10 protein-coding genes are annotated in these 13,079 nt (G+C 59.6%); 7 read left to right on the top strand and 3 right to left on the bottom strand.

All coding sequences use genetic code 11. The features are described from left to right. Window positions 1–30 precede the first annotated feature (30 nt). The 3 genes from JJQ76_RS11210 to JJQ76_RS11200 all read left to right on the top strand — a co-directional run bounded on the left by JJQ76_RS11210 (window position 31) and on the right by JJQ76_RS11200 (window position 5,042). On the top strand, window positions 31–1,512 hold the full coding sequence (locus tag JJQ76_RS11210; protein ID WP_210396908.1) for a leucyl aminopeptidase: 1,482 nt from the start codon (window positions 31–33) through the stop codon (window positions 1,510–1,512). 80 nt (window positions 1,513–1,592) lie between these two features. Further along, window positions 1,593–2,030, top strand: coding sequence for a DNA polymerase III subunit chi (locus tag JJQ76_RS11205; protein ID WP_210396907.1), 438 nt, complete (start codon window positions 1,593–1,595; stop codon window positions 2,028–2,030). 129 nt (window positions 2,031–2,159) lie between these two features. Then, window positions 2,160–5,042 (top strand): valine--tRNA ligase, encoded by a 2,883-nt coding sequence (locus JJQ76_RS11200; protein ID WP_210396906.1) that lies wholly within the window; start codon window positions 2,160–2,162, stop codon window positions 5,040–5,042. A gap of 164 nt (window positions 5,043–5,206) precedes the next feature. Here the strand turns inward: JJQ76_RS11200 and JJQ76_RS11195 are convergent, their stop codons facing one another. Further along, a complete protein-coding gene (locus JJQ76_RS11195; RefSeq protein ID WP_210396905.1) occupies window positions 5,207–5,662 on the bottom strand; it encodes a GDP-mannose mannosyl hydrolase in 456 nt (151 codons plus the stop codon). Between the two features lie 131 nt (window positions 5,663–5,793). Continuing rightward, entirely contained in the window at window positions 5,794–7,035 is a 1,242-nt protein-coding gene (locus JJQ76_RS11190; RefSeq protein ID WP_210396904.1) for an HDOD domain-containing protein, read from the bottom strand. A gap of 335 nt (window positions 7,036–7,370) precedes the next feature. Here JJQ76_RS11190 and rimO point away from each other — a divergent pair, with 335 nt between their 5' ends. Then, window positions 7,371–8,702 (top strand): 30S ribosomal protein S12 methylthiotransferase RimO, encoded by a 1,332-nt coding sequence (gene rimO / locus JJQ76_RS11185; protein ID WP_210396903.1) that lies wholly within the window; start codon window positions 7,371–7,373, stop codon window positions 8,700–8,702. Between the two features lie 166 nt (window positions 8,703–8,868). Here rimO and pfkA read toward each other — a convergent pair whose 3' ends face one another. Next, window positions 8,869–9,870 carry a 6-phosphofructokinase gene (gene pfkA, locus JJQ76_RS11180; protein WP_210396902.1) on the bottom strand — a complete coding sequence of 334 codons (1,002 nt, stop codon included), beginning with the start codon at window positions 9,868–9,870 and terminating at the stop codon, window positions 8,869–8,871. A 153-nt stretch (window positions 9,871–10,023) separates the two neighbouring features. Here pfkA and JJQ76_RS11175 point away from each other — a divergent pair, with 153 nt between their 5' ends. From JJQ76_RS11175 to JJQ76_RS11165, 3 genes are all read left to right on the top strand, one after another. Next, a complete protein-coding gene (locus JJQ76_RS11175) occupies window positions 10,024–10,395 on the top strand; it encodes a hypothetical protein (RefSeq protein ID WP_210396901.1) in 372 nt (123 codons plus the stop codon). Window positions 10,396–10,456: 61 nt separating this feature from the next. After that, window positions 10,457–12,292 (top strand): hypothetical protein, encoded by a 1,836-nt coding sequence (locus JJQ76_RS11170; protein WP_210396900.1) that lies wholly within the window; start codon window positions 10,457–10,459, stop codon window positions 12,290–12,292. Window positions 12,293–12,521: 229 nt separating this feature from the next. Next, window positions 12,522–13,067, top strand: coding sequence for a GspH/FimT family pseudopilin (locus JJQ76_RS11165; protein ID WP_210396974.1), 546 nt, complete (start codon window positions 12,522–12,524; stop codon window positions 13,065–13,067). Window positions 13,068–13,079 lie beyond the last annotated feature (12 nt).

Genomic DNA, 13,079 nt, shown 5'->3' with positions numbered 1-13,079 from the left:
AATACGCGATTAAAGTCTTGCGGAGAGAGCATGGAATTCACGATTAGCTGCGACCCGATCGCCACCCACACCACCGACTGCCTGATCCTCGGGGTCGCCGACGGCGGCAAACTGGGCAAGATTGCCAAAGCCGTCGACAAGGCCAGCAAGGGCGCCCTGAAAACGATCATCGGCAACGGCGACATCAGCGGTAAAGTTGCCTCCACTCTGTTACTCCAGCAACTACCCGGATTAGCCGCCAAACGCGTGCTGCTGATCGGTACCGGCAAAGCCGGCGAGCGCAGCGCTGCGAACTACCGCAAGCTGCTCGGCGCGGCTCTTAATGTGCTCAAGCAAACAGGAATCGCCAGTGCCACCTTCGCACTTGAAGAGGACACGGTAGACGAGCGCGACTGTTACTGGCGCAGCCGTCGACTGGTGGAGCAGGTCGCCGCGGGGCTCTACCAGTTCGATCGAATGAAGAGCAAGAAAGCGGACCCGGTCAAACTGGAAACCGTCGCCATCTACACCAGCGAAGCCGACGAGGAAACCGGCGAGCTGGCGATTCGCGAAGGCGCCGCCATCGCCAACGGCGTCAGCACTGCGCGCGACCTCGGCAACCTGCCCGGTAACGTCTGCACCCCCACCTACCTGGCCGAACAAGCCATCGCCCTTGGTGAAGAGTACGACAACGTCAGTGTCGAAATCCTCGACGAAGAGCAGATGCGCGAACTCGGCATGCATTCGCTGCTATCGGTATCCGCCGGTAGTGACCAGCCAGCCAAACTGATCGTGATCCAGTATCAGGGGGGCGGCGCACGCGCCAAGCCTCAGGTACTGGTGGGCAAGGGGATCACCTTCGACAGCGGCGGCATCAGCCTCAAGCCGGGCGAAGGCATGGACGAAATGAAGTACGACATGTGCGGCGCCGCCAGCGTGGTCGGTACCCTGACGGCGGTGGCCGAGCTGCAGCTGCCGCTGAACGTGGTGGCTATCATTGCCGCCGCCGAAAACATGCCCAGCGGCAAAGCCACCAAACCGGGCGACATCTTTACCACCCTGTCGGGCCAGACCGTTGAAGTCCTCAACACTGACGCTGAAGGCCGCTTGGTGCTGTGTGACGCCCTCACCTACGCCGAGCGCTTCAAGCCGGCCGCCATCGTTGATATCGCCACCCTGACCGGCGCCTGCATCATCGCCCTAGGCCACCAGGCCAGCGGCCTGCTAAGCAATAACGACAAGTTGGCCAAGGAGCTGCTGACCGCCGGCGACTACGCCGACGACCGAGCCTGGCAACTACCCTTGTGGGACGATTACCAGTCCCAGTTGGACAGCAACTTTGCCGATATGCAGAACATCGGCGGCCGCCCCGCTGGCACCATTACCGCAGCCTGCTTTCTGTCCCGTTTCGCCAAAGAGCAGAAGTGGGCTCACCTGGATATCGCCGGCACCGCCTGGGTCAGCGGTAAAGAGAAAGGCGCCACCGGCCGCTGCGTGCCGCTGTTGACCCAATACCTGATTGATAAGAGCTGATCGATAAGAGCTGATTGGTCTGAGCCACCTGTAACTCCCAGGAGAGAAGCCGGCACCGCAGGGCGCCGGCGTTACCGCCGATGCCACGCGCTGATTTTTACGTTCTCCCCGCCCCCGAACCGGAAGCGCGCAGCCGTTTTCTGGTCAAACTGCTGGAAAAGATCCTTGGCCTCGGGCGCCAGCTCTATATCCGTGTTCCGAATGAAGCCGAGATGCGCCAACTCGATAAGCTGCTGTGGGAATACCGCGCCGATGCGTTTTTGCCTCACAGCCCGCTGGCGGAAGGACTGCATTCACCCATCGAGATCGGTTACGGCGACGCGCGGCCCGCTCACCGCGATGTGTTTCTTAACCTTTGCCTTGAACTGCCCGACGTCGCACTGGAGTTTGATCGCATCACCGAAATCGTCATCCAGCAACCTGAAGTACTTGACGCCTGCCGCGCCAACTATCGCCGCTGCCAGCAAGCCGACTTCGAGATTCATATGAACGATATGCGCCCCAAAACGGGTAGCTGACTGTTTCTCGCCGGTCTCGCCCTACTCCCCTCGCAGTGCACGTTGTATAATCGCCGATTCGCCCGGAGCCCGGTACTCGCCGCGCGGCTCCATTACAGCCTGTGACAACGGAAACCAAGACCCCGCAACATGGACAAGACATACCAGCCCCACGCGATCGAACGCTCCTGGTACCAAACCTGGGAGAAAAAAGGTTACTTCGCTCCCTCCGGTGAAGGCACCCCCTACTCCATCATGATTCCGCCGCCCAACGTCACTGGCAGCCTGCACATGGGCCACGGCTTCAACAACGCCATCATGGACAGCCTGATCCGTTACCACCGCATGAAGGGCCACAACACCCTGTGGCAGCCGGGCTGTGACCACGCCGGCATCGCCACCCAGATGGTGGTGGAACGCCAACTGGGTGCGCAGGGTGTCAGCCGCCACGACCTCGGCCGCGATGCTTTCATTGAAAAAATCTGGGAATGGAAAGAGCAGTCCGGTGGCACTATCACCAACCAGATCCGCCGCCTGGGCTCCTCCGTTGACTGGAGCCGTGAGCGCTTCACCATGGACGAGGGCCTGTCCGAAGCAGTTAAAGAGGCTTTCGTGCGCCTGCACGAAGACGGGCTGATCTACCGCGGCAAGCGGCTGGTCAACTGGGATCCGAAACTGCACACCGCCATCTCCGATCTGGAAGTGGAGAACATCGACGAAAAAGGTTTCCTCTGGCACCTGCGTTATCCGCTAGCCGATGGAGCCACCACTGCCGATGGTGATACTTACCTGATCGTTGCCACCACCCGTCCGGAAACCATGCTGGGCGATTCCGCCGTAGCGGTGCACCCGGAAGACGAACGCTACCAGAACCTGATCGGTAAAGAGATTATTCTGCCGCTGGTTAATCGCCGTATTCCCATCGTTGCCGATGATTACGTCGATCGGGAATTTGGCACCGGCGTGGTCAAGATTACCCCCGCCCACGACTTTAACGACTACGAAGTGGGCAAGCGTCACAACCTGCCGCTGATCAATGTACTGGACCGTGACGCCGCCATACTGGCCACCGCCCAGGTGTTCAACGTCGACGGCACCGCCAACAATGACGTCGATACCACGCTGCCCGAAGCCTACGCAGGGCTGGACCGTTTTGAAGCCCGCAAGCAGATAGTGGCGGCCTTTGAAGCGGCCAATCTGCTGGAAAAGATCGACGATCACGCCCTCAAGACTCCGCGCGGCGACCGCTCCGGCGTGGTGATCGAGCCTTGGCTCACCGACCAGTGGTACGTCAGCGCCAAGGAGCTGGCCAAGCCCGCGATTGAAGCGGTGGAAAACGGCGACATCCAGTTCGTGCCCAAGCAGTACGAAAACATGTACTTCTCCTGGATGCGCGACATTCAGGACTGGTGTATTTCCCGCCAGCTGTGGTGGGGGCATCGCATTCCCGCCTGGTATGACGACGCCGGCAAGGTCTACGTCGGTCGCGACGAAGCGGAAGTACGCAGCAAGCACAACTTGGGCGATGAGGTGACGCTACGCCAGGACGACGACGTGCTCGACACCTGGTTCAGCTCCGCCTTGTGGACCTTCTCCACCCTCGGCTGGCCGCAGAATACCGACGCCCTGAAAACCTTCCACAGCACCGACGTGCTGGTGACCGGCTTTGACATCATCTTCTTCTGGGTCGCCCGGATGATCATGATGACCCTGCACTTCATCAAAAACGACGACGGCACCCCGCAGGTACCGTTCAAGTATGTGTATGTGCACGGTCTGGTGCGAGACTCCCAGGGCCACAAGATGTCCAAGTCGAAGGGCAACGTGCTCGATCCGCTGGACCTGATCGACGGCATCGGCCTGGAAGCGCTGGTAGAAAAGCGCACCGCCAATATGATGCAGCCGCAATTGGCCGCCAAGATTGAGAAGCAGACCCGCAAGGAGTTTCCGGAAGGAATCGCCAGCTACGGCACCGACGCGCTGCGCTTTACCTTCTGCTCGCTGGCCTCCACCGGTCGTGACATCAAGTTCGACATGGGCCGTATGGAAGGCTACCGCAACTTCTGCAACAAGATCTGGAATGCCGCCCGCTACGTGCTGATGAACACCGAACAGCAGGATGAGCAGGGCAGCTGCATCGGCGCGCTGGATTGTGGCCAGAACGGAGGCGAGGTGGAGCTGAGCCTGGCCGACCGCTGGATCATCTCCCGTCTGCAGCGCACCGAGCAGCAGGTTGAGAAAGCCTTCGGCGAGTTCCGCTTCGACCTGGCCGCCCAGGCGCTGTTCGAGTTCATCTGGAACGAGTACTGCGACTGGTATCTGGAGCTGTCCAAGCCGGTGCTGTGGGATGAAAACGCCACCGAAGCCCAGCTCCGCGGCACCCGCCGCACCCTGGTAAGGGTGCTGGAAACCGCCCTGCGCCTGGCCCACCCGATGATGCCCTACATCACCGAGGAGATCTGGCAGCGGATCGCACCGCTGGCGGGCAAGAGCGGCGACACCATCATGACCCAGCCCTACCCGCTGGTGAATGCCGAACGCATCGACGCCCAGGCCGAGGCCGATATCGAGTGGCTCAAGGGCGTGATCGTCGGCATCCGCAATATCCGCGGCGAGATGAACATCTCACCGGCCAAACATATTCCGGTCCTGTTCGAACATGTCAGTGACGACGACCAGCGTCGCATTGCTGAGAACGCGCGCTTCCTGCGCAAGCTGGCCAATCTGGAATCGGTTACCGCCCTCACCGCTGACGATGAAGCACCGTTGTCCGCGGTGCAACTGGTGGGCGAAATGAAGGTGCTGGTGCCGATGGCCGGTCTGATCGACAAGGACGCCGAGCTGGCGCGACTGCAGAAAGAGCTCGACAAGCTCACCAAGGAGGTCGCTCGTGTTGGCGGCAAGCTCAACAATCCGAGCTTTGTCGACAAGGCACCGGAGGCGGTGGTGGCCAAAGAGCGCGCCAAGCTGGAAGACGCCGAAAAAGCCAAGCAGGAACTGCAGGCCCAGTACGACAAGATCGCGGCGCTGTAAGCGCGGACTGATCGAGACGAAGCCCGGCATGCCGGGCTTTTTTATGGAGAATGTCCCGTCCTGAATAGTGTTGACACTTTCTGATGAGTAAATCGGGAGGTGTTATGAAATCAAATGCTAAGCGCACCCAGCGCGACTATTCCCTTGGTCAACCTGCCGTTAGGTCAAACTACCGCGAAATACGCCTGGGTATTGGGATGCACAGCCCTGTCGGCGAGCAGCTCCGCTTCGTTCCACCAGCGAAACGCCGCATGCTGCTCATCGCGTTTTAGAACAACCCCGCCAGCCAGCTCAAAGCCGTAGGCCAGCACCACGTAGTGCGTATTGATCCCCGCCTCAGCGTAGTAGTTATCGGGGTAGATATGGTCATAGATACCTAGCAGACGCCCCTGATCCAGCGCCAGTTCGACACCCAGCTCGGTCAGCGAAATTCGTTTAAGCGCCTCCGCCCGGGTTTCGTTCTTGCGAATCCGTCCACCCGGTACAAACCAGTACCCCTGCGCGGGGCGATTATTACGTTGTCCCAATAGCACCCGCCCGTCTGCGGCACGCACAACCAGATCTATCGACACCAGCGGCGTAGCATCGATAATTTGGAGAAAATCCGCTCTGTCAGCCATTAGCATCGCTGTCATAGCTCTGTGATTAACAAGGCAGGCAGAGTAGCCCGTGCTCTGTGGCGCATCAAGTATGCCAGTCGAACACTCAACGTTGGTCGCAGAGGCTCTGCAGACGGTCGCGGCACCAAGGACTATCGAACGGAAGCGTGGGCCAAGGAGTTTGCTTTGACCTGCCACTTTTTCAGCTGGGGAGCGGCCCCGGTTTGCTCCAGGTAATCCGGCACCAAACGGTTGGCCAGCACCGCGTTAGCCCGGTTCTGAACCGGTGGAATCAATGCATCAGCAATATGCACCGCCGTCAGCGGAGTAAACTGGTCATCACCACACAGCTGCGGCGTGTGGTGCAACAGCACCGCTTCGACCACCTGCGCGGGCAGCCCCCAATGAGCCAGCAGGTAAGCACCGATCTCGCCATGGAAAAAACCAAACAGTTTCTTCTCCACCGCACAGATCGAGGCCCCCTTCTCGCCCGATAGCTGCATCACCTTGAGATAGCGATCCGGCGCTTTGGAGGCAATAAACAGGGTGCCGATGTCGTGCAGCAGTCCCGCCACGAAAGCCTGATCCTGAACCGAGGAGTTGGCCCGCATATCCTTGGCGATCTGCATCGCCAGGCGGGCCACCAGCAATGAGCGCTGATTGACCTTCTCGAACGAGAACGCGGCCCATTGGGGATTCTGTGGATAAAGGCTGGCCAAATGACCGGAAAGGGCCAACCCGCGCAACATTCGCAATCCCAGCATCGATACCGCTTCACTGATATTACTGACCTGCCTCTCCAGCCCAAAGAACGCGGAGTTGACCATTCGCAGTACCTTGGCAGCCAAAGCCGGATCTTGCTGCACCACCTCGGCAATCTGGGAAATACTGCTGTTGGCGTTGTTCAGCGCATCGCTGAGCGCCTTATAGATCAGCGGAGCCGCCGGCAGGGGGCCGCCGGTGCTGAGAAACTCGCGATTGAGCGGTTTGTTGATTAGCCGGCTGAGCTTCATCTGGGTATCGATGGCAGCGGCAATGGATTGCGCTGATTGCTGCTCGGTAAAAATACGGTGCACCAGATCACTGGTGCGATTTACCTGGCCGGGACTGACCATTAAACCGGGCAACACCACACGCACCGCGCGGGGCTGCAAATTTTTCGCCTTGATCAGGCAATCCTGATCAAGGTGATGCTTGGCCGACGGCGCGATCACAATCGCCTGGAACGGGGCCTCTTTCAGATAAGCGATCAATGATGCCGAACTGTCCACGCGCAACACATCCCAGCGATAACCGAGATCTCGCACACTTTGAGCCCAGGAAAAACAATCGCCATCCAGGTCAAGCATCATAACCCGTGACGGCTTTGACGGAGGACTGACTCTCGCGTTCATCGTGATCACCCTGAGGTAACTTGGCTAATACGGCATGGTCGCCGTTACCCCTTGATTGTGCGCGCTGTCGAGACCGCCGCTATTGATATAAGCCGCAGATAAAGCAGATTTAGCGGATTAAAACGCGCTTTATTGACATCAATCAACCTGTCCGGAGCCGCAGCGACAAACGGATACAGCTCGGATGACATGGCATCTGCTGCCAACCGCTCTACCAAACACCCCGCCAAGACGGCACCCACAGGCTAAACTGTTTGTTTCTTGATCGCCTCTATAGTTCAGCTCATGTATAATTCGCGCCCTTCATATTTCAGCTGTTGCCAGGTGTTTCTGTTATGACCGACAAACAAAATCCGCGTGTTGGTTTCGTGTCGCTGGGGTGCCCCAAGGCACTGGTGGATTCCGAACGAATTCTCACCCAGCTGCGTCTGGAAGGCTACGACCTGGTCAACAGCTATACCGACGCCGACGTCGTGGTGGTCAACACCTGTGGCTTTATCGACGCCGCCAAACAGGAATCACTGGACGCCATCGGCGAAGCGATCAAGGAAAACGGCCGGGTCATCGTGACCGGCTGCATGGGCGCGGACGAGCAGGCGATTCGGGAAATTCACCCACAGGTACTCAGCGTCAGCGGACCGGAACAGTACGAGCAAGTGGTTAATGCGGTGCACGAATGGGTACCGCACCAAGAGCAGCACGACCCCTTCGTCGACCTGGTGCCACCACAGGGAATCAAGCTGACGCCGCGCCATTACGCCTACCTGAAAATTTCCGAAGGCTGCAACCAGAGCTGCAGCTTCTGCATCATCCCTTCCATGCGCGGCAAATTGGTCAGCCGCCCGGCGGGCAAGGTGATTAGCGAAGCCGAAGGGCTGGTGCGGGCCGGGGTCAAAGAGATTCTGGTGGTGTCGCAGGACACCGGCGCCTACGGTGTCGATACCAAATACCGCACCGATTTCTGGGACGGACGTCCGGTCAAGACCCGCATTCTGGACCTGTGCGAAGCACTCGGCACGCTCGGTGTCTGGGTGCGCCTGCACTACCTCTACCCCTACCCCCACATCGACCAACTGATTCCGCTGATGGCGGAGGGCAAGATCCTGCCCTATCTGGATGTGCCCTTCCAGCACGCCAGTCCGCGCATCCTCAAGCTGATGAAACGGCCGGGCGACGTCGATAATCTGCTGGAACGGATCCAGAACTGGCGTGCGCAATGTCCGGACCTGACCATCCGCAGCACCTTTATCGTCGGCTTCCCCGGCGAGACCGAAGCAGACTTCCAGCTACTGCTCGATTTCCTCGAAGCCGCCCAGCTCGATCGCGTCGGTTGCTTCCAGTATTCACCGGTCGAAGGCGCCCCGGCCAACGATCTGGGTGAAGAGCCGGTAGCGGACGAGATCAAGCAGGAACGCTGGGAGCGCTTCATGACTACCCAGCAGCGGATCAGCGAAGCGCGGATGCAGGCCAGAATCGGCACCGAGATCGATGTCCTGATCGACGAAGTTGGCGATGACGGAGCTGCCGGCCGCAGCAAGGCGGACGCCCCCGATATTGATGGCAACGTTTATCTGGAAGGAGCCACTGGGCTGCAGCCGGGCGACATTGTCAGGGCGCGGGTGATCGACGCTGATGCCTACGACCTCTGGGCTGAACCGGTCCGCTAATTAGTGAACCGCCTCACACTATTCGGCACTTACTAGTGGACCCTTTTTCCGCCATCCGTCGGTGCTCGTTATCGCCATAGCACCACTATGACTATGACTCCGACTCGCACCTGGGGTGGCGAAAAACGACTTCGTTCTCATGTGCCACCCAATGCGAAGCAGCACGCTAGCGCTGCAGCGTCAGCGCCAGATCCAGCATACTGGGGTCGAGCTGCTGACGCTCACCGATGGCCGCCAACGGCACCGCCACCACCGCACGGTCCTGAATCCCCAGCATCACCCCCTGCTGGCCGTTAGCCAGATAAGCCACGGCCATGGTGCCGAGACAGGATGCCAGCACCCGATCACGGCCGGTGGGGTTGCCGCCGCGCTGGGTGTGCCCCAGAATGCACAGCCGCGGTTCATGCCCCCGCTCCTCCAACGCCTGCGCCAACCGCTGAGTCCGCCCCGGCTTGCGCCCCTCAGCGACCAGAATGATGCTGGAGCTGGCTTTGCCACTCTCACGGCTTTCCCGCAGGCTGCGACAGACCTGATCCAGATCGATGCGCCGTTCCGGCACCAGTATCAGCTCCGCCCCTCCGGCAATGCCTGCCTGCGCAGCAATAAACCCGGAGTTGCGCCCCATCACCTCCACCAGAAACAGGCGCTCATGGGAGTTGGCGGTATCACGAATACGGTCGATCGCATCCAGAGCCGTATTCACCGCCGTGTCGAAGCCGATGGTTTCATCGCTACCCTGGATGTCATTATCGATGGTGGCCGGAATGCCGATCACGGGAAAGCCGGTCTCTTCATACAGCAGCCGCGCCCCGGTGAGCGAACCGTCACCTCCGATCACCACCAGGCCATCGATCTCCATCTCGCGCAGTTGCTCCGCGCACTGCCAGCGCACCGGCGCTTCGCGAAACGCGTCACAACGGTCACTCTTCAGTTGGGTGCCGCCGCGATGCAGAATGCTCGCCACCGAGGCCGACGTCAGCGGGCGCATATCACCGTTCACCAGACCGGTAAAGCCGCGCGAATACCCCAGCACATCGACCCCTTCCGTACGGGCACTGCGAACGACCGCGCGAATAGCCGCATTCATACCCGGGGCATCACCGCCACTGGTGAGCAAGGCGATGCGTCGTAACGGGCGAACCGGTTCAAGGGCTGGCAATCGGTACATAGTCTGGATCCACTGTAGTTTTCCCGCAGCCTAGCCGCACAAGATGACGAAACCGCGACAATCAACAGACTTGGCAGGTTGGCGACAGTTGCGCCACAATGTAATCACCCGCGCCCATGGGCGCTTTTCCAATGTCTGATCAAAGGTTCATCGATGTTCATCAAGATCAAAAAGAACTGCGGTATTTACATGGAACACAACGGCATGGACAAAGGCATGGTCATGCCGGTAACCAGCCACTTTCTGATCAACCTGAATCACGTTTCCGAAATCTCGTTCTACACCATCAAGGAGGATAAACAGCGCCAGAATCTGGAGCATGAATCCTTTATTATCCCCAAGAACACCCGCGTTATTCACTTGACCATGGACTACCGCTATTCAAGCCATCAGGAAGACCTGCCGGGCTTCCAGAACCGGCAGATCAACCAGCGGGCACACTTCAAGCTGTTCTTCCTGCCAGAGTGTCCGGGCGAGTATGAAGTGTTGCGCGCCCATATCGAAAAACAGGTGTGCAACATCTGACAAAACGCTCCGAGCACGCCCGGTTTATCCCCCAACTCACACCACCAAGGAGGGCGGTGTCATGCCTCACCCCGCAGCGAACTGGCCACTCTCTGGCCTAGCAGCAACCCCGGCACTGCAGCCTTGGTTTGTTGCCGATGCCAGCGCGTTACTGGCACTGACCGGCCCGACCCCGACCGACAACCTGGCGGGACTCACTAGCGCGCTGCATTGGCAGAGCGATCTTAGCGGTGGCTGGCTCCAGCTCAGCCACCGACTCGGCAAAGACCTGCAGCGTCTGGGCGAACAGCTCGATGCCGGCGTTTTCCCTCTGCCTACGCTGCCTGTGTTCAGCAGCTGGCGGACCGCCTGGCTCACCCTGCTGCGCGAGCAAACCGGCACGCTGATGGATAACGGGCAAGCCCCCGATCCGCTGCAGGCCGACAACGACCGCATCGAAGCCCGCTATGCAGAACTGCTCCGGGAGCTGGGAGCGCGCTGTCTGGATGACGTTGGCGGTTTTGATCCTGCTCGAGCGGAGGCCCTGCTACGCACAGCATCCGGCCTGTTTTTCCTCAGCGTTACGCTGCTGGAGCTGGGGCAACTGGAGCGCAACTACCACAGCCTCGGGCTCACCCGTTTGGCAGCGCTGCGGGAGTTACTCAAGGCTATGCTGATGGCGTTAACGGCCACCTCTTTGCCGCACCCACATCCCTACCGCCGCTACACAAACGGCGAACCGCACGAAAGCTTTGCAGACTATGTTGAGGGCCTTCGCCAACGGATCAGCTGTTTTTATCGCGGCAACGCCTTTGATCTGGTGCGCTTTAGCGAACAGAGCCCGGCGGCCACCATCGGCGCCTGCCGCTACCGGGTTGTCCCCGGGTCGCAGCTGCACGGCGCTGAGCTGCGGCAGTTTCTACCCCTGGACGAGGTGCCCCAGCAGCAGGGCGTACTCTACCTCAGCAGCCCGTTGATCAATCGTGCTGAAATTTTCGATCTGGCACCGGGCAAGTCGGTGGTGGAAGGGCTGCTACAACGGGGCTATCAGGTTTATCAGGTAGCCTACCCCGATACCGGAGCCGGTGAGTCCGACCTTGACCTCGGATTCTACGGCAAAACCATACATGACCACTGTCTGGCGCTGATACGAGAGCAGCACCCGGATGCGTCACTCAATGTGATGGGCTACTGCATGGGCGGCACGCTGGTGCTCCCCTACCTCGCCCGACGCGCCGAAGAGCGGGCTGCACGGGGATTGCCCATGGATGTGGAAAAAGTGGTACTGATGGCAACGCCGGTCCGCTTCGATGACGGACCCAGCGGCCATGGACCGATGCGCCATCTGATTCGCCACCATTACGACCCCGAGCTGATGAGTGATTTCTTCGGTCAGACCAATATCCCGCCACAAGTGATCGAGTCCGGCATGAACCGCATCCAGCCCGGGGTGCGCTACAGCGTAACCCGGGGCTTCTTTGAGCGTGCAACCAGTATTGAGGCGATCAACGATGCCGCCCCCTTTCTGAACTGGTTGTTTCATGGTACTCGCTTCCCCGCCCGCGCCCATCGGCAGTGGATCGAGCAGATATTTCTCGGCAACAGCATCTGGCAGGGGCGGTACTCGCTTCCGTCAACGCTACCGGAACTGGACGGCCAGCCGGTGAACATGGGTAGCCTGGCCGACGCTGGCGTGGCGATCATGGATTATCGCGGCGAACGGGATCCAATCTCACCGCTGGGGTCCTGCGTCGCCAGCGAAACCTGGGGGAGCGCGGCCTCAACCACAACCACCTCACCGCCACTGAACCGCACCATCGAAAAGAACATTGGTCATATCTTCGTGGTCAGTCGCAAACATCTGGCCGAGTTTCTGGCACAGGCAGACAGTTTTTATCAGGACCGCCCACCCGGCTGATAACCCACCTGCCCGCCCCTTAAACATCAGCTGTAACCGATATAATTGGACGTATCTGCAGGGCAGCCAAAATCACTTTATCGAGTCTCATCCTCGCAAAAAAGCGCCGTATTACCGCGGTTTCGGTCAAACACATGATTTACATCAGCCCCGCCAAGTACCCCAAGTGCTAACTTTTGCAGATACGCTGGCGCTTGCCGGCAAACGATCAACACAACCTCGGATTTTTATGGGTCACCGAAGCGTTGAAAAGGGATTTGGATTAATCGAGCTGCTGGTCACGCTGGCGGTTATCACCATGGTTATATCGATCGGCATCCCCAGCTACGAGAGCTTCACCAAGAAGAACCGGGCGGTTTCGCGACTCGACGAGATCAACTCTGCGCTGCGTCTGGCGCGCCAGGTAGCGATCGAACACAATTTTCGTGCCCGCGTCTGCGCCAAGTCCGGTTCCGGCCTGAACACCAACACCTGTGGCAACGCTACCGACTGGAACAACGGCTATCTGGTGCAGATGGAAAGTTCGGCGGCCTACGGATCGTGGGACAGCAACACCCTGATGAACAAGTCCTTCGCCAGTGACAACACCCAGACCGCCGTGGCCAAGACCAGCACCTCGACCCTACTCAACCAGGTGGTGTTTAACTCCACCGGCAATCTGGACAGCGCCAGCGGCCCCAACGTCGCCATCACCATCAGCCTTGGTGGCTGCACCGCCACCACCTCCATCAACATTTCCGGGCGGATATCGACTACGCCGCTCAGTGGCTGTTAAGGAGGGGGAGCA

Origin of the sequence: Motiliproteus sediminis (assembly GCF_017912535.1) — a bacterium.
Lineage (GTDB): Bacteria > Pseudomonadota > Gammaproteobacteria > Pseudomonadales > Balneatricaceae > Motiliproteus > Motiliproteus sediminis.
The sequence above is the reverse complement of the archived record's forward strand: the minus strand, read 5'-3'. Positions and strand labels throughout refer to the sequence as shown.